At 71.7% G+C, this 19903-nt stretch carries 14 protein-coding genes; 7 read left to right on the top strand and 7 right to left on the bottom strand.

The window, feature by feature from the left end; all coding sequences use genetic code 11:
- Positions 1-19: 19 nt before the first annotated feature.
- On the top strand, positions 20-3994 hold the full coding sequence (gene hrpA / locus FLX08_RS16105) for an ATP-dependent RNA helicase HrpA (RefSeq protein WP_142619664.1): 3975 nt from the start codon (positions 20-22) through the stop codon (positions 3992-3994).
- A gap of 82 nt (positions 3995-4076) precedes the next feature.
- Here the strand turns inward: hrpA and FLX08_RS16110 are convergent, their stop codons facing one another.
- Positions 4077-5606: a gamma-glutamyltransferase family protein gene (locus FLX08_RS16110; protein WP_142619665.1), complete on the bottom strand. Its 1530-nt coding sequence runs from the start codon at positions 5604-5606 to the stop codon at positions 4077-4079.
- Between the two features lie 64 nt (positions 5607-5670).
- Here FLX08_RS16110 and FLX08_RS16115 point away from each other — a divergent pair, with 64 nt between their 5' ends.
- Both FLX08_RS16115 and FLX08_RS16120 read left to right on the top strand, forming a co-directional pair.
- Positions 5671-6324, top strand: a complete 654-nt coding sequence (locus tag FLX08_RS16115) for an HAD family hydrolase (protein WP_142619666.1) — start codon at positions 5671-5673, stop codon at positions 6322-6324.
- Between the two features lie 544 nt (positions 6325-6868).
- Positions 6869-9580: a KGGVGR-motif variant AAA ATPase gene (locus FLX08_RS16120; RefSeq protein ID WP_142619667.1), complete on the top strand. Its 2712-nt coding sequence runs from the start codon at positions 6869-6871 to the stop codon at positions 9578-9580.
- Positions 9581-9603: 23 nt separating this feature from the next.
- Here FLX08_RS16120 and FLX08_RS16125 read toward each other — a convergent pair whose 3' ends face one another.
- Entirely contained in the window at positions 9604-10056 is a 453-nt protein-coding gene (locus FLX08_RS16125; protein WP_208761492.1) for a MarR family winged helix-turn-helix transcriptional regulator, read from the bottom strand.
- 67 nt (positions 10057-10123) lie between these two features.
- Here FLX08_RS16125 and FLX08_RS16130 point away from each other — a divergent pair, with 67 nt between their 5' ends.
- Positions 10124-11221, top strand: a complete 1098-nt coding sequence (locus FLX08_RS16130) for a serine hydrolase domain-containing protein (protein ID WP_142619668.1) — start codon at positions 10124-10126, stop codon at positions 11219-11221.
- Positions 11222-11314: 93 nt separating this feature from the next.
- Here the strand turns inward: FLX08_RS16130 and FLX08_RS16135 are convergent, their stop codons facing one another.
- Entirely contained in the window at positions 11315-11887 is a 573-nt protein-coding gene (locus tag FLX08_RS16135; RefSeq protein WP_142619717.1) for a hemerythrin domain-containing protein, read from the bottom strand.
- A 131-nt stretch (positions 11888-12018) separates the two neighbouring features.
- On the opposite strand from FLX08_RS16135, the gene FLX08_RS16140 reads away from it, so the two are divergent.
- Entirely contained in the window at positions 12019-13080 is a 1062-nt protein-coding gene (locus FLX08_RS16140; RefSeq protein ID WP_142619669.1) for a LacI family DNA-binding transcriptional regulator, read from the top strand.
- On the opposite strand, the gene FLX08_RS16145 is transcribed toward FLX08_RS16140, so the two are convergent.
- Both FLX08_RS16145 and FLX08_RS16150 read right to left on the bottom strand, forming a co-directional pair.
- Positions 13064-14683 (bottom strand): serine/threonine-protein kinase, encoded by a 1620-nt coding sequence (locus FLX08_RS16145; RefSeq protein ID WP_142619670.1) that lies wholly within the window; start codon positions 14681-14683, stop codon positions 13064-13066. The genes FLX08_RS16140 and FLX08_RS16145 overlap by 17 nt on opposite strands.
- 35 nt (positions 14684-14718) lie before the next feature.
- A complete protein-coding gene (locus FLX08_RS16150) occupies positions 14719-16032 on the bottom strand; it encodes an SGNH/GDSL hydrolase family protein (RefSeq protein ID WP_142619671.1) in 1314 nt (437 codons plus the stop codon).
- Between the two features lie 281 nt (positions 16033-16313).
- Here FLX08_RS16150 and FLX08_RS16155 point away from each other — a divergent pair, with 281 nt between their 5' ends.
- A complete protein-coding gene (locus tag FLX08_RS16155) occupies positions 16314-17111 on the top strand; it encodes a tyrosine-protein phosphatase (protein WP_142619672.1) in 798 nt (265 codons plus the stop codon).
- Between the two features lie 25 nt (positions 17112-17136).
- Here the strand turns inward: FLX08_RS16155 and FLX08_RS16160 are convergent, their stop codons facing one another.
- Positions 17137-17934: an SDR family oxidoreductase gene (locus tag FLX08_RS16160; protein ID WP_142619673.1), complete on the bottom strand. Its 798-nt coding sequence runs from the start codon at positions 17932-17934 to the stop codon at positions 17137-17139.
- A gap of 100 nt (positions 17935-18034) precedes the next feature.
- Here FLX08_RS16160 and FLX08_RS16165 point away from each other — a divergent pair, with 100 nt between their 5' ends.
- Positions 18035-18664 carry a TetR/AcrR family transcriptional regulator gene (locus FLX08_RS16165; RefSeq protein ID WP_142619674.1) on the top strand — a complete coding sequence of 210 codons (630 nt, stop codon included), beginning with the start codon at positions 18035-18037 and terminating at the stop codon, positions 18662-18664.
- A 98-nt stretch (positions 18665-18762) separates the two neighbouring features.
- On the opposite strand, the gene FLX08_RS16170 is transcribed toward FLX08_RS16165, so the two are convergent.
- Positions 18763-19863, bottom strand: a complete 1101-nt coding sequence (locus FLX08_RS16170; protein WP_142619675.1) for a Gfo/Idh/MocA family oxidoreductase — start codon at positions 19861-19863, stop codon at positions 18763-18765.
- Positions 19864-19903 lie beyond the last annotated feature (40 nt).

The raw sequence follows: 19903 nt of genomic DNA on the forward strand, positions 1-19903 counted from the left end.
GCCTATCCTTGAGCATGGAATGAACACGCTCGCCGATCTCCAGGCCCGCCTCCCCGACCTGATGCTGCGCGACCAGCGCAGGCTGCGCCGCCGTCTCGACGGCATGCGCCGGGTCCGCGACCGCGCCGCCCGCCAGTCCGTCGTCCAGGAGATCGCGGGGGACGTGGAGGCCGCGGAACTCCGCGTGGCCGCGCGCCGCGCCGCCGTCCCCGCTCTCAGCTACCCACCCGAGCTGCCGGTCAGCCGGCACAAGGACGACCTGCTCACCGCGATCAGGGACCATCAGGTCGTCATCGTCGCCGGCGAGACCGGCTCGGGGAAGACCACCCAGATCCCCAAGATCTGCCTGGAGCTCGGCCGGGGGGTCCACGGGGTCATCGGCCACACCCAGCCGCGCCGCATCGCCGCCCGCACGGTCGCCGAGCGCATCGCCGAGGAGCTGTCGATCGAGCTGGGGGAGGCGGTCGGCTACAAGGTCCGCTTCACCGACCACTCCAGCGACGGGACCCTCGTCAAGCTGATGACCGACGGCATCCTGCTCGCCGAGATGCAGACCGACCCGCTGCTGCTGCAGTACGACACGCTGATCATCGACGAGGCGCACGAACGCAGCCTCAACATCGACTTCATCCTCGGCTATCTCAAGCAGCTCCTCCCCAAGCGGCCCGATCTGAAGGTCGTCATCACCTCCGCGACCATCGACCCCGAGCGGTTCGCCCGGCACTTCGCCCAGCCGGGCGGGGAGCCGGCGCCCGTGATCGAGGTGTCCGGGCGCACCTATCCGGTGGAGGTGCGCTACCGCCCGGTCGACGAGGACGACGACCAGACCCAGGCCATCGTCGACGCCGTCGACGAGCTGTGCGCCGAGGGGCCGGGCGACATCCTGGTCTTCCTCAGCGGCGAGCGGGAGATCCGCGACACCGCAGACGCGCTCAAGGGCCGTCCCGAGGAGGTCCTCCCGCTGTACGCGCGGCTGTCGGCCGCCGAGCAGCACCGGGTCTTCCAGCCCCACCGTGGCCGGCGGATCGTGCTGGCCACCAACGTCGCCGAGACCTCGCTGACCGTTCCCGGCATCAAATACGTGGTCGATCCGGGCACGGCGCGCATCTCCCGTTACAGCCACCGCCTGAAGGTGCAGCGGCTGCCGATCGAGCCGATCTCCCAGGCGTCGGCCAACCAGCGCAAGGGCCGCTGCGGCCGTACGTCGGACGGCGTGTGCATCCGGCTCTACTCGGAGGAGGACTTCCTCTCCCGGCCGGAGTTCACCGACCCCGAGATCCTCCGTACGAACCTGGCGAGCGTCATCCTGCAGATGACGTCGCTGGGCCTGGGGGACATCGCGGCGTTCCCGTTCGTGGAGCCGCCGGACAGCCGTCAGGTCAGGGACGGCGTCAACCTGCTGCTCGAACTCGGCGCCCTCGCGGACAAGGGCGCCGACAAGGGCACGGGCCAGGAGGCGGACAAGGGCGCGGACAAGGGTGCGAGCCGGGAGGCGAAGAAGGGCGCGCAGCTCACGCCGCTCGGGCGCAAGCTGGCCCAGCTCCCGGTCGACCCCCGCCTCGCCCGGATGGTGCTGGAGGCCGACAAGAACGGCTGCGCCCGCGAGGTCATGATCATCGCGGCCGCGCTGTCGATCCAGGACCCGCGCGAGCGGCCGGCCGACAAGCAGCAGGCGGCCGACGAGAAGCACCGCCGCTTCGCCGACAAGGAATCGGACTTCCTGACCTATCTCAACCTCTGGAACTACCTGCGGGACAAGCAGAAGGAGCTGTCGTCGAGCGCGTTCCGGCGGCTGTGCAAGGCCGAATTCCTCAACTACCTGCGCGTACGCGAGTGGCAGGACATCGACAGCCAGATCCGCCAGGTGGCCAGGACGCTGAACGTCGTGCCCAACAGCGTTCCCGCCGACCCCCAGCGGATCCACCAGTCGCTGCTGGCCGGCCTGCTGTCGCACATCGGGGTCAAGGACGTCGTCGAGAAGCGCAGGCAGGACGGCCGCAGGCCGATCACGGAGTACATCGGCGCCCGCAACGCCCGCTTCGCGATCTTCCCCGGCTCGGCCCTGGCCAAGGCGCAGCCGCAGTGGGTGATGTCGGCCGAGCTGGTGGAGACCTCCCGGCTGTGGGCGCGGGTCAACGCCAAGATCGAGCCCGGCTGGATCGAACCCCTCGCGCAGCACGTGGTCAAGCGCACCTACAGCGAGCCGCACTGGGAGAAGGACCAGGCCGCCGTCGTCGCGCTGGAGAAGGTCACGCTGTACGGCGTGCCGATCGTGACCGAGCGGAAGGTCAACTACGGCCGCATCGACCCCGAGCTGAGCCGGGAGCTGTTCATCCGGCACGCGCTGGTCGACGGCGACTGGCGCACCCACCACAAGTTCTTCCACGAGAACCGCAAGCTGCTCGAAGAGGTCGAGCGGCTGGAGGAGAAGGCCCGCCGCCGCGACATCCTCGTGGACGACGAGACGCTGTTCGACTTCTACGACCAGCGGATCCCCGACGACGTGGTCTCGGGCAGGCACTTCGACAGCTGGTGGAAGAAGGCGTCGCGGGAGACGCCCGACCTGCTGACGTTCTCGCCGGAGATGCTGGTCAACGACAGCGCCGGGGTCAGCGCCAGGGACTACCCCGACGCCTGGCGGCAGAACGGCCAGCGGATGCGGCTGACCTACCGCTTCGAGCCCGGCGCGGTGGAGACGGGCGAGGCCGACGGCGTGACCGTCCACATCCCGCTCGCGGTGCTCAACCAGGTCGACCCGACCGGCTTCGACTGGCAGATCCCCGGCCTGCGCGAGGACCTCGTCACCGCGCTCATCCGGTCGCTGCCGAAGAACCTGCGCCGCAACTTCGTGCCCGCCCCCAACTACGCCAAGGCCGTGCTGGAACGCGTACGGCCCGGCGGCGAGCCGATCCTGGAGGCGCTGGAGCGCGAGCTGCGGGCGCTGACCGGGGTGGAGGTGCCGCGCGACGCGTGGGCCCTCGACCAGCTCCCCGCCCACCTGCGGATCACCTACCGGGTGATCGACGACCGCAAGCGCACGGTGGACGAGGACAAGGACCTGGAGGCGCTCAAGCGGCGGCTCGCGCCGAAGCTGCGCGCCACGCTGTCGAGGGCCGCCGACGACCTCGAACGCGACGGCCTGCACGGCTGGACGATCGGCACGCTGCCGCAGGTGTTCGAGCAGGGCAGGCTGCGGGCCTATCCGGCCCTCGTGGACGAGGGCACGAGCGTCGCGGTCCGGATGTTCGAGACCGTGCGCGAGCGTGACCGGGCCATGTGGGCGGGCACCAGGAGGCTGCTGCTGCTCAACGTGGTCAACCCGGCCAAGGCCATCCTGCGCACTCTGACCACCGCGCAGAAGCTCGCGCTCAGCCGGAGCCCGCACGGCGGGGCCGCCGCCCTGTTCGACGACTGCACGGCGTGCGCCGCCGACAAACTCATGGCCCAGGCGGGCGGGCCCGTCTGGGACGAGGCCGGGTTCGAGCGCCTGCGCGACCACGTGCGCGCCTCGCTGTTCGAGACGACCGAGGAGGTCGTCTCCCGCGTGGAGCGCGTGCTGGCGGCCTGGCACGCCGCGCAGAACCGGCTCGGCGCGCTGGGCGGCGGGGCGGCCGACCTCAGGGCCGACATCGCCGACCAGCTCGACGGGCTGGTGCACGACGGGTTCGTCACCGAGACGGGCTACGACCGGCTGCCCGACGTGCACCGCTATCTGCGGGCGGTCGAGCGCCGGCTCGACAAGCTCCCCGACGACCCCCGGCGCGACCGCGAGTGGATGCACCGGGTGCATGACATCGAGGACGAGTATCGCGACCTGCTCGACCGGCTGAAGCCCGAAGAACGGGACGCCACGGCCGTACGGGACATCCGGTGGATGATCGAGGAGCTGCGGGTGAGCTTCTTCGCCCAGCAGCTCGGCACTCCCACCCCGGTCTCCGAGAAGCGCATCCGCAAGGCCATGCAGCAGGTCGAGGCCGCCGCCCGGACCGCCTGACCCGGGCGCCGGGCCCTGCCGCCGGGCCCTGCTGCCGGACTTAGCGGCAGGGATTCGGCAGCGGGGACCCCGGTGAGACGACTCAGCGGCCGAGAGCGGCGCCGATCAGCGCGCGGGGGTCGGCCGCCCCGGCGAGCACGCCCGACGGGAGCAGGTCGATCAGGTGGGCGTGGCCGAAGCCGGAGCCCCACTCCACCGGCTCGACCGTGTGCCCGCGCTCGCGCAGGCCGTCGGCCCACGGCGCACCCTCCTCGACCTCCACGACGGGCGTGGACCGCCAGGTGTCGAAGCCGGTGCCGCTGCCGAGCGCCCAGCGGGGGGCGCCGATCGCCTCGCCGGGCGTCTGGTCGTGCGCGAGCAGCCGGGTCACGAGCTGCAACAGGATCTGCGGCTGCGCGTCGCCGCCCATCGTGCCGATGACCGTGCGCAGCGCCCCGTCAGGCCGGGTGATCAGCGCCGGGCACAGCGTGTGGGGCGGCCGGCGGCCCGGGCCGTACTCCGCGGGATGGCCGGGCGTGAGCGAGAAGCCGATGCCGCGGTTGTGCAGGTTGATCCCGGTGTTGGGCTCGAAGAGCAGGCTGCCGAAGCCCGACGCGTTCGACTGGATGAGCGAGACGCCCATGCCGTCGCCGTCGACCACGCACAGGTACGTCGTGTCGCCCGGCCCTACGGGAGCGTCGGGCACGGGGGAGCGCCGCTCGGGGTCGATCAGCGCACGGCGCGCGGCGGCCGTGCCGAGCGGTGCGACGGCGGCCTCGTGCAGGACGTCCGGCCGGTCGTGCCCGGCCGCCCTGGCCGCCTCCACCAGCAGATGGGCCCAGCGCGGGTCGGCCGGGTCGGCGGGCGGATCCAGTTCGGCGAGGATCTCCAGCGCCAGCAGGAGCAGGTAGCCCTGGGAGTTCGGCGGAACGGTCCAGACCCGGTGCCCGAACGCCTCGACGCTCAGCGGCTCCACCCAGTCGGCGTTCGGCCGGGCCAGGTCCTCCTCGGTGTATTCACCGCGGCCCAGTTCCAGCAGGCCCTTGCCGAACTCGCCCTGGTAGAACGCCGCGCGCCCGTCCTCGGCGAGCGCGGTGAGCGCTCTGGCGACGCCGGGCCTGCGGATCACGTCCCCGGCGCGGCGGGCGGCCGCGAAGTCCCCGGCTCCGGGCAGCGAGCCGATGAACTCCCCGCCAGGGGCGAGCAGCGGCGAGGCGGGGAAGCCCTCCACCGCGAGGCGGATCGCGGGGGCCAGCAGGTCGGCGAGCGGCAGGCGGGCCCACCGCTCGTGCAGCGCCAGCCACCCGTCGGCGCAGCCGGGCACCGGCACCGAGCGGATGTCGTGCAGGTGGGGCATCCGGTCGAGACCCTCGGCGCGCAGCCGGTCGGGATCGGCGCCCGAGCCCGCCCGGCCCGAGGCGTTGAGCGCGCTCACGGTGCCGTCGTGGACGAGGGCGAACAGGTCGCCGCCGAGACCGCACATATGCGGGGCGGTGACCGCCAGCACGGCGTTGGCGGCGATGGCCGCGTCCACCGCGTTTCCGCCCTTGTCCAGCATGGCGACGCCCGCCGCCGAGGCCAGATGATCGACTGTGCACACCATGCCGTTCAGGGCATACCGAGTCTCGCTCACGTTGGGCGATGTTACGGCACACCGTAGAGTTGCGGCCGTAACAGGACGAAAGGGAGAGGCGGTTATGGTCCGGGCGCTCGTGTTCGACGTGGGGGAGACGCTCATCGACGAGACCCGGATCTGGTCCCGGTGGGCCGACCGGCTGGGCGTGCCGCGCCTGACCTTCATGGGGGTCCTCGGGGGCATGGCCGCGCTCGACCGCAGCCACCGGGAGGCGTTCGAGCTGATCAGGCCGGGGATCGACCTCGACGCCGAGATCGAGGCGTGGCGGCGCGAGGACCCGGACGGGCTGCGCGAGAACTTCGACGCCGACGACCTCTACCCGGACGTGCGGCCCGGCCTGGCGGCCCTGCGGGAGGCCGGCTACGACCTGGTCGTCGCGGGCAACCAGCCGCCCCAGGCGTACGACGCCCTGGTCGCGATGGACCTGCCGGTGGACGCGATCCACACCTCGGCGGGATGGGGGGTGGAGAAGCCCGACCCCGGGTTCTTCGCGAAGGTCGCGGCCGTCTGCGGCCACGCGCCGGGGGAGATCCTCTACGTCGGCGACCGTCTCGACAACGACGTCCTGCCGGCCGCGCGCGCCGGGATGCGTACGGCCCTGCTGCGCCGGGGGCCCTGGGGCTACCTGCACTCCGAGCGCCCGGAGGCGGCCCGGGCCGACCTCGTCGCCGACGGCCTCACCGGCCTCGTCCGCCTGGTCCCCACCCTCACCTGACCGCCCGGGCACCACCGAAGGGAAGCCGAACACCCACGACGTCTCCGGCCGGTGTTGCCTCCGGCGGGACAAGGTCGTCGATACGCAATCCAGCGGAACGATCTACCTGACACTGTCAGTAGCAATAGCATCACAATGTGTCAGTGGACGTCGGCAGGAACCGGCTACGCGTGAGCTTCTCCGTTCAGAGAGATGCCGCGCTGTCGATGCCTGACGGCTCACCGGCGGCTCTTCTCACCTTCTACGGCGCAGAATGCGGTATGAAAGCGGCCGTCCTGGACCGCCTCGGATTGCGGTCCACCGCGCAGCTCCCCGAGCACCTGAGAAATCATGATCTGCATCGGCTGGCCAAGGAGCTGAGACTTCCTCCTTCTTTGTGCAAGCGGATGCAACCCTGCGCGAGTCAGAACGCACATGGACAGGTGGCGTTCGCCCAGCTGCATCAGGCGTGGAGGTACGGCCGCACTCTGCGGCGGGATCACGAGAAAGAGGCTCGTGCCGTGTTGCGGGAGCTGCTGGACTGGTGTCGGCAAGAATTGAGGACATGATCGTGCCGGACGAGACATCGGTCCCTGAGCGCCTTTACACCTGGGTTGACGTCGACGCTCATCTCGCCAATCTCGCTGTACGCAACCAGTGGCCCGACTGGCTTCACGAGTGCGACGCGTTCTGGGACGGGGTGGAGCTGACCGTCGACCCGGACGCGTCGCCTGAAGAGGCACTCTCCTGGCTGGGGGAGAAGTTCGGCGTGGGCTCGATCGTGCGTGACGAGGAGGTCGCGGCACTCCGGCTCGACGATGTCCCCGGGCGGTTGTCCACCAGACTGCTTCCGATCATGGTCCGGCATCGGGAGCCGGATCTGCCGAGACGAGAGCCGCGTTGGCGTGAGCGTCGCATCGTCCGTTCCCTCGGTCAGCCGCTACCTCCCCCGGAGGGTCCGTTTCCCGGCGACGTGCGGATCGCTGCTCTGCACTCCTTTAAGGGCGGCGTAGGGCGCACACTGCATGGAGTCGCTCTCGCGGAGGCCATCGCCCAGCGTGGCGAGCGCGTGCTCCTGGTCGACGCCGATCTGGAAGCGCCCGGGATCACCTGGATGTTCAGCGCCCATGGCCGACGGGTGGACTTCTCTTACGAAGATTTCCTGTCGCTGCTGCACTCGTCGGAGGACGGGCGGCCTGACGATGCGGTGACGCTCGGGTCGGCCTATCTGCCGAACCAGGCGATCGACAACGTGATCGTCATGCCCACAAGGCGTACTCCGCAGGACATCGCCCCACCGCGCATCCAGCCCACCGACCTGCTGACCCCCGAACGGTCGATCTACTACCTGACGGAGTCCCTGGCTCAACTGGCTGTTCAGCTCGGCGCGCGGGCCGTTCTGATCGACCTGCGAGCCGGCGGCAGCGAGTTGTCGGCGCCCGTGCTCCTGGATCCCCGCGTGCAGAGGATCTTCGTTACCACGATCAGCGATCAATCGCTGATCGGTACTGCCCGCATGATTCAGGAACTCGGCAGGAGGGCGCCCTCGCGCCCTGAGGATCCGGCGAGCGTGGCCGTCATCACCCAGTTTCACCCGCAGGGGCATGTCGAGCTCGCTCTCCACACCGCGGCGATGCTGCGCGACGTGATCTCCAGCACTCTGGAGCCGGGCGGCCAGGAGGGCGAGGACCGGATCGTCGACGGGGACGTCACCCTGGAGCCGATCCTGAGTGTGTTCCAGGATGGTCTCCTGGCGCTCCCCTCATCATGGGAGGCCGTCGTCGACCTGGTGCGTGGTCAGCGACTCACCAAGACGCTCGCCCCGCTCGCGGACGAACTGAGCCGAGCGGAAGAGGTGGCATCCACGCCGCAGGAGGGCCCGCCTGGGTCGCCCTTCGGCCCGCATGAGCATCTGGCCGCACGTCGAGAGCGGCTCGGAGACTTCGCCCGGCGGCTCGCGTATGCCGAGACCGCTGACGACACGGCGTTTCTGGCAACGGAGTCACTCCGGAACCTGCTGACCTCGCACCGGACCGAGCCACCCCTGTGTGTGGTGGCGGGCGCCAAAGGTTCCGGCAAGACGTTCACCCAGATTCAGATGTGCTTGCGTCGCACCTGGCGTGATTACGCGGTCGATGTGGGCGTGCCGGGCGTCGCGCTGGAGGCACTACTGGCCCCGGTCTTCATCTCCAGGAACCTCAAGGATCATCAACGGATAAGCGCGATCCGGCGCGACGCCTGCGTTTCCTCCGAGGCGGAACCGGCGAGCCAACTGGAACTACGCGATCGCATCGACCAGGCGCTGCGGGCGCAACTTTCCGACTCCGAATGGCGTCGGGTCTGGCTCACCTGCATGGGTCGAGCCGTCGGCATCGACGCCGAGCCCTCCGACGTCGAGCAGAAGCTGGCCGACTTCGCGCGCGATGGATCGAGGATCTTCCTCATCGACGGTCTCGAAGACCTGCTGCAGGACTTCGCGCGAAGTGAGGCCCAGCGGCAGGCGCTTCGGGTTCTCATGGTGGACTGCCTGGACTGGCTGCGCAGTCTGCGAGGGCGCCCACTCGGCCTGGTGATCTTCGTCCGGAGGGATCTCATCCAGGCGGCCGTTCGCCAGAACTACAACCAATTCCTCGCCCGATACAGCGAGTATGAGCTCAAGTGGAACCCCGCCGAGGCGCTGCGACTCGCCCTGTGGATCGCCCAGCGCTCCGGAAGCCTGCCCCGTCTGTCCTCGGAAGAGGCGACGGACAGGGATTTGGGCAGGCAGCTCACACCCGTCTGGGGCGAGAAGATGGGGTCGCCTCGCTCCCGCGAGGCGAGATCGGACGGATGGTTCCTCGCCGCGCTGTCGGATTTCAACGGACAGATCCAGGGGCGTGACGTCGTCACATTCATCGCGGAGTCCGCGCACATCTCCAAGGACGACAGTCGCTGGTCAGACCGGCTGCTGACGCCCTCCGCCATGAGAAACGCGCTGGTCAGATGCAGCCGAGAGAAGATCGCGGCAATCGGGGCGGAGAGTCCGCAGATCGGAGAACTTCTCAAGCGGCTGGACGGCCTGGGTGCGGAGAAGAAGGAGATTCCCTTCAGCCCCGAAACCGTCAGCCTCTCGGGTGAGGATCTCGATCTCCTGGTCGCCAATGGAGTCGTCTTCCGCGAGGAAGACCAGTACTGGATTCCCGAGATCTTCCGTCACGGCCTGTCGTTCAAGGCCGCCGGCCGCCCCAAGATCCTGGCCATCGCGAACCTCGTCCGGCAGCGCAACAATCTCGACTGACGCGAGTCCCCGAGCTCACCCGATCAGGGGCGCAGCCGGCGGGCGAGGAGTTCGCGCAGTGCGCCGGTCTCCTCGCCGAGGCGGTTGAGGGAGGCCAGGAACTCCTCCGGCGCGTCGAGGAGGCCGAGCATCCGGGCGGACACGGCCTCGCGGGCGGCGCGGCCCGCCTTGATCGCGGCCCTGCCGTGCGGCGTCAGCTCGATCATCCGGGCCCGCTGGTCCTCGGGATCGGTCCGGCGGGCCACGTAGCCGATGCGTTCCATCTCGGCCGCCACCTTGGAGGCGCCCTGCGGGGTCATGCCGAGCAGCCCGGCGAGGTCGGAGACGCGTACGGGGCCGGTGAGCAGGTGCTGGAACACATATCCGTGCACGGTGCGCACCTGCTCGTGCCCGGCGGCGGCCATCCGGGCGCGCACCTCGGCGTCGCAGGCCGCGGCGAGGGCCGTGAACAGCAGGGTCAGGTCGCTTGACACCACCTCCGGATGCTCTAATACTCAACCTCGGTTTCGCAACTTAGGTTGAGTAATTTTGAAGGGGCACTCGATGTGGTGTGATCCGGCCTTCGCGCCCGTCGCCGACGCGTTCGGGGAGACGGACGGCGAGGGCGGGGGAGCCGCCCTCGCCGTCTACGCGAACGGGCGCGTGGTCGTGGACCTCTGGCAGGGCACGGCCGACCCCGACGGCGTACGGCGCTGGGAGCGGGACACGGTCGTCAACGTCTTCTCGGCGTCCAAGGGGGTGCTGGCGACGCTCGCGCACCTCTACGTCCAGCGCGGGCTGCTCGACCTCGACGCTCCGGTGTCCCGTTATTGGCCCGGGTTCGCCACCGGCACCACCCTCGCCGACCTGCTCGCGCACCGGTCCGGCCTGCCCGCCGTACGCCGGGAGCTGCCGCCGGGCTCCCTGTTCGACTGGGACGTGATGACCGCCGCGCTCGCGGCCGAGAGCCCGTGGTGGACGCCGGGGGAGCGGCACGGATATCACGCGGTGACCTTCGGCTGGCTCGTCGGCGAGGTGCTGCGCCGGGTAGGCGGCCGGCCGGTCCGCGACCTGGTCCGCGACGAGCTCGGCGTCCCCGGCCTGTGGATCGGCCTGCCCGCCGCCGAGGCGGCACGCGCCGCCCACCTCGGCCCGCCCAGGGCCGGGGACGCCCCGCCGGCGGCGCTGACGAAGGCCATGTCCGAGCCCGGCTCGATCACGATGCTGGCCTTCTGCAACCCGGCCGAGCAGCTCACGCCCGGCCTGGCCAACACCGCGCGCTGGCGGGCCGCCGAGATCCCCGCGTCCAACGGGCACGCCACGGCCAGGGCCCTCGCCACGCTGTACGGCAGGCTCGTGTCAGGCACGCTCCTCGCCCCGGACGTGCTCGGCCGGGCCGTCGCGCCAAGGAGCGAGGGGCACGACGAGGTCCTGCGGGCGCAGACCAGGTTCGCGCTCGGCTACATGCTGCCCTGCGAGATCCGGCCGTTCGCGCCGAACCCGCGCGCCTTCGGGCACACCGGCTCGGGCGGGGCGCTCGCCTTCGCCGACCCGGACGCGGGGATCGCCCTGGCCTACACGCCGAGCCGCTTCGTCGTCAGCGCGGCTGGCCCCGACCCGCGGTGGGAGCCCATGGTCGCGGCGCTGTACGCCTGCCTGTGACGGCCGGTTGGGGACGGCCGGTTGGGGACGGCCGGTTGGGGACGGCCGGTTGGGGGACGGCCGGTTGGGGGACGGACAGCGCCGCGCCGCGGTTCACCTCTGTGCTTGCTTCTTCTGCTTGACAGCGGCGGCCAGCTCGTCCTTGGTCATCCCTGACGCGCCCTCGACGCCCAGTTCCTTGGCCTGATGCGACAGCTCGTCCTTCGTCCGCGAGCGCGGCTTGATCGGAGCGGCGAGCACCTCGGCCTTCCGCTTGCTGAACGCCTTGCCGAGCCGCACCCGCTCCTCGAAGGGGACCGCCTTCTCCAGCACCGGGAGGATGTCGTGCTCCTCCTCCTCGACGTGGTGCGTCACCGCCTCGATCAGCTCGTGCAGCAGCGTCTCGAACTCGGGGCTCTCCGGGGAGGTCTCCAGGAGCCGGGAGATCATCTCCTCGGCCTCGTGGTGCTCCTCCGCGCCGTGATGGACCTCCTCCTTCTCGTCGGGCCGCCGCCTGGCGAGCACGGGGTAGACCTCGTCCTCCTCGCCCTCGCTGTGGGCGATGAACTTCGCCGCCAGCTCCGCGAGGAGGGCCGGCCGGTTCTCCGGCATCTTCCGGAGCCGTTCGAACAGCGACTCCACGTCGCGGTGATCTTCCTTGATCAGGCTGATGACGTCGGTTGCCATGGGTTTCCTCCTGTGCGTGGACGCGCTCGCACTACCCGAGGTCACCGCGCTCACACCGAAGGTGCCGAGATGAGCGTTTCGCAGCCGTTCGTACGCGGATGACGGCGAAGAGTGTCCCGTAGACTCGGCTCATGATCGAGGGAGGCCGGTCGCGTGGGCTCCGAGGTCCTCGGCGCGGCGACCTCAGCGTCGCCGCGATCGCCGAGCTCGCCGGGGTCTCACCGCCGACGGTCTCGAAGGTGCTGCACGGCCGGACCGGCGTGGGGGAGAGCACCCGCCGGCGGGTCGAGGCGCTCCTGCGCGAGCACGGGTTCCGCAGGCCGGCGCCCGCCGGGTCGGTGTACGGCCTGGAGGTCGTGTGCAGCAACATGCTGGGCTCCATCGCCGTCGACATCATGCGGGGCGTCGAGCAGGTCGCGGCCACCCGTCAGCTCTTCGTCGGCTTCACCGACGTACGCTCACGCGTCACGGCGGGCCTGCCCTGGGTGGAACCCCTGTTGCTGCGGCAGCCGGTGGGGGTGATCGCCGTCGTCTCCGGATTCACCACCGGGCACCGCGACCTGTTCGAGGCCGCCGGTGTCCCCCTCGTGGCGCTGGACCCCACCGGGGACGTGCATCCCACGCCGTCGGTGGGATCGAGCGGCTGGAGCGGCGCGCTCGCGGCCACCCGGCACCTGCTCGACCTGGGGCACCGGCGGATCGGCGTGATCACCGGGCCGGCCGGCTTCCTGGCCTCGCGGGCCCGGCTCGACGGCGTCCGCGCCGCCCTGGACACCGCGGGCGTCCCGTTCGACGAACGGCTCATGCGCGACGGGCCGTTCCTCTACGAGTACGGCCGGGACCTCGGGGCGGAGCTGCTGGCCCTGCCCGACCCCCCGACGGCCGTCATGTGCGGCAACGACCTGCAGGCGTTCGGCGTCTACGAGGCCGCCCGGCTCGCCGGCCTGCGCATCCCCGACGACCTCAGCGTCGTCGGGTTCGACGACATCGAGCACTGCGCGTGGGTGGCGCCGCCGTTGACGACGGTGCGCCAGCCGTTCTTCGAGATCGGCGCCACCGCCGCGCGGATCGTGCTGGCGCTGGCCGACGGAGAACGGCCGTCCGAAACGCTCGTCGAGCTCGGCACCACCCTCGTGGTCCGCGACAGTACGGCCCCGCCCCGCCGGAACGCCAGGATCAGGAATCCTTGGTGAGGGTCCCCTCGTAGGCGAACAGGCCGAGGTCGTCGGTGTGGCGGTAGGCGAGGGCGTTCCCCCGCCGGGTGAGCACGACGTCGCCGGGGACGCACTTCGGGACGTCCTCCAGCCGGAACGTGAGCGCCGAGCCGGACGCCGCCGTCAGCCGCAGCGTGCCGTCGCAGGAGTTCGCCGGTTCCTTCCATCTGCCGGACGGCTTGCCGGCCTTCAACTCGATCTCGATGTCGTACTCGCTCGTGAGGAGGCCGGCGGTGGGCGCGATGTGCCCCCGCCACTTCCCCTCGAACGCCTGGGGGATGCCCGCGGGCGCGGAGGCCGTCGCCGGGTCCGTCCCGCCCGGGTATCCGCCCCCGGCGTCCGTGGTCGTGGCGCCGGTCGGCGCCGGGCTCGCCGCCTCCGTGCTCCCCGCGTCCGTGGTCTGGGCGGGCGCGCTCGGCAGGGGAGTGGGGGACGGCCCGCCGGACATCGCGGCCAGGCGCGGGACCAGCAGCACGGCGGTGATCCCGAGAGCCGCCACGGCGGCGCCGGCCCCGGCCAGGACCCGCAGGCGCGACCCGCCCCGGCCGCCCCCGGGCACGGTGTCCGCCGTCCCGCGCCCTGCCGTCCCGCTTCCGGGGGCCCTGTTCCCAGGGGCCCTGTTCCCGCCTGCACTGTTCCCGGTGGCCCAGCTCCCGAAGGCACCGTTCCCAGGGACACTGTGCGCTTCAGCCGGGCTCGCCGGCGGCGAGGTCACCGGCGACGGATCGTACGGCTGCGCGGGCCCGGCGGAAGGGACATTCGCCGCCGCTCCCGTACGCCCCGCGACGGTCGGGGTGCCGACCAGTTCGAGCAGCAGGTCGCGGGCGGTCGGGCGGGCGGCGGGGTCCTTGGCGAGGCAGCGTTCGACCAGCGCGCGCAGGGGCGGGGGCACCGGCGTCAGGTCGGGGAAGGTCGTCATGATCCGGTGCAGCACGGCGGCGACGTTGCCGGCACCGAACGCCGCCCTGCCGGAGGCGGCGAAGACGATCGTCGCGCCCCACGCGAACACGTCGGAGGCGGGGCCGGCCTGATGCCCCGCGATCTGCTCGGGCGCCAGGTAGGCCGGGGTGCCCACCGGGCCCGCGGTCATCGTCTCGCTCTCGTCGTGGCGGGCGATGCCGAAGTCGACCACGCGGGGACCGTCCGGCCCCAGCAGCACGTTGGCCGGCTTGAAGTCGCGGTGCACGATGCCCGCGCCGTGGATCGCCGCCAGCGCGGTCGCCGTCCCCACCGCGAGCCGCTCCAGCTCGCCCCCGCGCAGCGGCCCCGAGGCGGCCACCCGCTGCTGCAGCGAGGGGCCGTCGACGAACTCGCTCACGACGTACGGCTCGCGTCCGTCCACCATCGCCGTGATCACCCTGGCGGTGCAGAAGGGCGCGACGCCGCGCAGGACGTCGAGCTCGCGCGTCAGCCGTGCCCGGACGACGGGGTCGAGCCCGGTCTTGAGCACCTTGACCGCGACCGGGCCGCCGTCCGGCGCATGTCCCAGGTAGACGACGCCTTGGCCGCCCTCGCCGAGACGGCCGCTGATACGGAACCCGCCGAGCGTGTGCGGGTCGTCTGGTTCAAGGGGGGCGACCATGGTCACACCGTAGCGACCCCGCGGCGGTTCCGGGATCAGAGCATGCGGAGGTTCACCGCGTCGGCGAGCGCGAGCCGCCCGGCGTCACTGAGGTGCAGGTGGTCGCCCGAGTCGTACGGGACGGCGAGCTGTTCGGGGAAGTCGGGGTCGCGTACGGCCCGGTCGAAGTCGAGGACGCCGTCGAACGCCTTGCTCGTGCGGATCCACGTGTTCAGCCGCTGCCTGAGCTCCTCGCGCTCGGGGGTCCAGGTGCCGAAACCGTAGAACGGGGTGAGCGTCGCGCCCAGCACCTTGACCTTGCGGGCGTGCGCCGCGCGGATCAGCCGCTTGTATCCGTACACGAGCGGCTTGATCGAGGTGTACTCGCCCCGGGAGATGTCGTTGATCCCCTCGTAGACCACCACCGTGCGCACCCCCGGCTGCGTGAGCGCGTCGCGGTAGAACCGGCTGACACCGCTCGGGCCGACGTTGGAGTGCAGCAGCCGGTTTCCGGCGATGCCGGCGTTGAGCACCCCCATTCGCCGCGACGGCGACTGGCGGGCCAGCCGCTGCCGCAGATAGTCCGTCCAGCGGCGGTTGGCGTCGGCGGCCTGGCCGGTGCCGTCGGTGATCGAGTCGCCGAACGCGACCACCGAGCCGATCGTGGTCGCGCCCGCCTCGACTGCGATCCGGTCGAGGAAGTACCACTGCGTGCTCGTGTAGGTGAAACCCTCGCCGCTCTCCTCCGCCGCGAAGTCCCCCGGCTCCGACAGGTAGGTGGTGCTGTAGGCGCGTTCGTGCCCGGTCACGCCCCTGACCGTGCCGGGCAGGTGGAGGCTGACGACCAGGGCGGATCCGCCGGCGATCCGGCCCGGGATCGGATCGCTCCAGACGGCCTGGCCCGGCGGGACCTTGACCGAGGTGCGCTTGCGGAAGGTCACCGGCCGGTTGGTGCCCGCGATGATCTCCGCGCCGTACGCCTGGACACCCACGTGGACGTCGGCGAACGTCACGGGCGCCGCCCCGAAGAGGTTGGACAGACGCAGGCGCATGCCGGCGCCGCCGACGCTGGCGCGCACGACCATCCGTACAGTCTGCCCGCCGAGGGCCGCGCTGATCCGGTCGGTCGAGGTCGTCCAGGCGCCGACCAGGCGGTGCTGTGCGCGCGAGTCGCCACCGGGCCTCGGCGCGGCCGTGGGCTGCGGGGCGGCCGCCGCCGCGAGCCCCCGGACGGCGGAGGGCGCGGCGGTCGCGGTGCGCGCGGCCGTGAGGGGCTCCGCGTGGACCGGCGCCATGGGAAGCGCGACGGTCACGCCGCTGACGGCGAGGGCGAGTGCGGCCATGGTCCACCGGTGCGCCGGCCGTGCCATCCGGGATCCTCCATCTGGGTGTCGCTGCCTGGGGGCGGTCCGTCGCGGCCACGCTTCCGATCGCTCCGCCGGGACCGTTGATCGAAAAGCGTCCGCGACGCCATACATTACGGCTGTTTGGCGACCACCGGGTGAGAAGTTGACCGTCGGCCGTAAGAGTCAGCAGCTCGTCCGCCACGGAAGGGACTTTTAGGTCCTTATCGGGATCGATGCGACCGAAGGTGCAGATATTCACTCTGCACTCATTCTTCCGTCATAGCGGGACGGTTAGGCTCGGTTCGATGAATGCATACGAGCGTTGGATCGTTCTGGAAGGCGCGGCGAACGTACGGGACCTCGGCGGCCTGCCCACCGCGGACGGCGGGACCACGGTGCCCGGCCGGATCCTGCGGGCCGACAACCTGCAGGACCTGACCGACGGTGACGTGGCGCTGCTCGTGGGCGACCTCAAGCTGCGGCACGTGGTCGACCTGCGGTCGCAGACCGAGGTGCGTCTGGAGGGCCCGGGTCCGCTGATCCGCCTGCCGGAGATCGGCATCCACCACCACAGCCTGTTCGCGGAGGGCGGGCACCTCACCGACGTCGAGGCCGACACCGTCGACGACAGGGCCCTGCCGTGGCAGGGCGAGCGGGCCGAGGAGGACCTGGCCGAGCTCCGCGTGACCGGCTACTACTACGGATATCTGCGCGACCGGCCCGACTCGGTGGTGGCCGCCCTGCGGGTGCTCGCCCGTGACGACGGCATGGCCGTGGTCCACTGCGCCGCGGGCAAGGACCGCACCGGAGTGGTGTGCGCCCTGGCCCTCGCCGTCGCCGGTGCCACCCGGGAGGCGATCATCCAGGACTACGTCGCCACCGGCCAACGGCTGGAGGGGATCCTCGCCCGGCTGCGCGCCAGCCGCACCTACCGCGAGGACCTCGACTCGAAGCCGGCCGACAGCCACCTGCCGCGGCCCGAATACATGGGGCAGTTCCTGGCGACGCTGGACGACCGGTTCGGCGGCCCCCTCGCCTGGCTGCGCACCCACGGCTGGACCGACGCCGACACCGAGGCCCTGCGCGGCCGGTTGCGCGACTGAAGTTCAGCCGTCGCCGCAGGCGGGGTCAGACGAGGGTCTCGCCGCCGTCGACGGTGATGACCTGACCGGTGACGTGGTTGTTGGCCATGAGGAAGACGGCCGTGGCGGCGGCCTCCTCGGCGGCGCCGAAGCGGCCGAGGGGGACGGACGTCCCGGCGGCGGCGACGCCGTCGTCGGAGTCCAGCCCCGGCAGCGAACGCAGGAGCGGGGTGTCGATCCGGCCGTAGCGTACGGCGTTCACGCGCACCCGTGCGGGGGCGAGCTCCACGGCGAGGGCCTTGGTGAGGGTCTCCACGGCGCCGGCGGCCGACAGCGGGACGGTCATCCCGGGGCGGGGGCGGACCACGAGGATCCCCGAGCTGAACGTGAGCGAGCCGCCCGCGGGAAGCCGGGTCGCCGCCGCGCGGGCGACGGCGAAGGCCGTCCGGAGGGAGCCCGAGCCGAGGGTCGTGCGGATGTCGTCGGCCGACAGCTCGGTCAGCGGGCCGGCGCCGCTGATGCCGCCGGCGGTGACGTACACGTGGTCGACCCGGCCCGCCCGGTCGAACGCCTCCGCGAGGGTCCGCTCGTCGCCGCCGTCGCCGGTTGCGCCCAGCACGGCGTCCTGGGGGTCCCCGGCCGGGCCCGAGCTCCGCACCTGGGAGACGGCGGCCTTCAGCCGGTCGGGGTCGCGGCCGACCAGCACGACGCGGGCGCCGATCGACCGCAGCAGGACGGCCGCCGCCAGCCCGATGCCCGAGCTTCCGCCGACGAGGACGACGGTCGCGCCGGAGAGGGCGCCCGGCAGCGGCGACCGGACGGGGATGGGTGTCGCTGTGCTCATGGGAGAGCCTTTCGGTGAAATAAACCATCTGGTTGTTTTATTGCTGACCCGATACTGCCGCTTGGACGGGGAGGAGTCAACCGGATGGTTTAATTCGTCCATGGCCTACGACGCGGAGGACACCAAGCGGAGGATCTTCGACGCCGCCATCGCCGAGTTCGCCGAGCACGGCCTGGCCGGGGCCAGAGTGGACCGCATCGCGACGGCCGCCAAGGCCAACAAGCAGGCCATCTACCTCTATTACGGCAGCAAGGAGAAGCTGTTCGCCGCCGTCGTGCGGGCGAAGCTGGAGGAGGTCCGCGACTCCGTCTCCGTCGATCCCGACGCGGTGGCCGACTCGGTCGGGCAGATGTTCGACTGGTATCGGGAACACCCGGAGCTGATCAGGCTGCTGCTGTGGGAGGCGCTGGAGGTGCGCGACGAGCCCGGCGAGAGCGAGCGGGAGCGGCGCGACGCCTTCCGCGAGAAGGCCGGCCGGCTCGCCGGCGCGGGCCCGGCCCGACACCTTCCCGAGGACGCGCGGGTCCGCGCCGCCCAGGACCTGCTGTTCACCGTCATGGGCCTGATCTCCTGGAACTTCGCGGTGCCCCGGATGTGCCGCATGGTTCTGGACGAGGAGACCGAGGAAGCCGCGTTCGCCCGCCGGCGCGAGACGGTGATCGAGACCGTCCGCAGGCTCGCCACCGCCCCGCCCGCCCCGCCCGCCTCGGCGGTGCGGCCCGCAGAGTGAGCGGGCGCTACTCTCTGGGCGCTACTCTCTGGGCGCTACTCTCTGGGCGCTACTTTCTGGGCGCTACTCTCTGGGGCGCGGTTCCTCCCGATCGGGTGCTATTCCTCCCGATCGGGGAGGCCGATCACCTGGCCGCGGGCGGCCGACAGGACGGCGGCCTCCAGGACGGCGATCGTGTCCACGGCGTCGTCCGGCTCGACCGGGGGCGGCGCGCCGTCCCGCAGGCAGGCCACGACGCCCTCGTAGAACCGCTGGTAGGCCCCGGGCTCCGTGGGGACCCGGCGGACGTCGCCCTCGGCTCCGAGCGTGCCCCAGCGGTCCGGGGCCTCCGCGCCCCATCCGGCGCCCGCATCGGCACCCCCGCCCGGGCCGAAGGCGGCGGCGTCCGGGCGCTCGCCCGCCCGCAGGCGTTCCTCCTGGGGGTCCAGCCCCCACTTCACATAGGACGCGCGGGAGCCGAGCACCCGGAACCTCGGGCCGAGGTCGGCGGCCACCGCGCTCATCCACAGGTGCGACCGGGTCCCGTTGCGGTGGGTCAGCGCGACGAACGCGTCGTCGTCGTTGCGCACCCCGGCCCGCCTGACGTCGGTCTCCGCGTACACGTGGGAGACCGGGCCGAACAACCGCAGCGCCTGGTCCACCAGATGGCTGCCGAGGTCGAAGAGGGTGCCGCCGACCTCCTCCGGGCCGCCCGACTCGCGCCAGCCGCCCTTCGGCACCGGCCGCCACCGCTCGAACCGCGACTCGAACCGGTGGACCTCGCCCAGCTCGGGCAGCACCCGGCGCAGCGTCAGGAAGTCGCCGTCCCAGCGCCTGTTCTGGAAGACCGTCAGCATCAGCCCGCGGTCACGCGCGAGCCGTACGAGGTCGCGGGCCTCCGCGGCGGCGCCGGCCAGCGGCTTGTCGACGACCACGGGAAGCCCGGCCTTGAGCGCCTCGGTCGCCAGGGGCACGTGGGTGCGGTTCGGCGACGCGATCACCACGAGATCGCAGCGGTCCCACAGGTCGTCCGCGGCGGGGACGACGGCCGCGCCGGGATGGTCGGCACGGACCCGCTCGGCCCTGACGGGGTCGCGGGTGACGACGGCGGCGAGGCGCAGCCCCGGCGTGGCGGCGATCAGCGGTGCGTGGAAGAAGGATCCGGCCGGACCGAAACCAGCCAGTCCGACGCGGATTTCGGGGAGATCTGAGGGCGGCATGAAGCGCGGGAGTCCTTCGAACGGCTCGGGAACGGCGGGT

Source organism: Microbispora hainanensis, assembly GCF_006874475.1.
In the GTDB taxonomy this organism is placed as follows: domain Bacteria; phylum Actinomycetota; class Actinomycetes; order Streptosporangiales; family Streptosporangiaceae; genus Microbispora; species Microbispora hainanensis.

Bases quoted from the DNA above. Each gene is read 5' to 3' on its own strand.
- FLX08_RS16115 (WP_142619666.1), top strand. From the start codon at position 5,671: ATGGTCCGGGCGCTCGTGTTCGACGTGGGGGAGACGCTCATCGACGAG.
- FLX08_RS16160 (WP_142619673.1), bottom strand. From the start codon at position 17,934: ATGAGCACAGCGACACCCATCCCCGTCCGGTCGCCGCTGCCGGGCGCC.
- FLX08_RS16145 (WP_142619670.1), bottom strand. From the start codon at position 14,683: ATGGTCGCCCCCCTTGAACCAGACGACCCGCACACGCTCGGCGGGTTC.
- FLX08_RS16165 (WP_142619674.1), top strand. From the start codon at position 18,035: ATGGCCTACGACGCGGAGGACACCAAGCGGAGGATCTTCGACGCCGCC.
- hrpA (WP_142619664.1), top strand. From the start codon at position 20: ATGAACACGCTCGCCGATCTCCAGGCCCGCCTCCCCGACCTGATGCTG.
- FLX08_RS16140 (WP_142619669.1), top strand. From the start codon at position 12,019: ATGATCGAGGGAGGCCGGTCGCGTGGGCTCCGAGGTCCTCGGCGCGGC.
- FLX08_RS16170 (WP_142619675.1), bottom strand. From the start codon at position 19,863: ATGCCGCCCTCAGATCTCCCCGAAATCCGCGTCGGACTGGCTGGTTTC.
- FLX08_RS16135 (WP_142619717.1), bottom strand. From the start codon at position 11,887: ATGGCAACCGACGTCATCAGCCTGATCAAGGAAGATCACCGCGACGTG.
- FLX08_RS16155 (WP_142619672.1), top strand. From the start codon at position 16,314: ATGAATGCATACGAGCGTTGGATCGTTCTGGAAGGCGCGGCGAACGTA.
- FLX08_RS16120 (WP_142619667.1), top strand. From the start codon at position 6,869: ATGATCGTGCCGGACGAGACATCGGTCCCTGAGCGCCTTTACACCTGG.
- FLX08_RS16150 (WP_142619671.1), bottom strand. From the start codon at position 16,032: ATGGCACGGCCGGCGCACCGGTGGACCATGGCCGCACTCGCCCTCGCC.
- FLX08_RS16130 (WP_142619668.1), top strand. From the start codon at position 10,124: ATGTGGTGTGATCCGGCCTTCGCGCCCGTCGCCGACGCGTTCGGGGAG.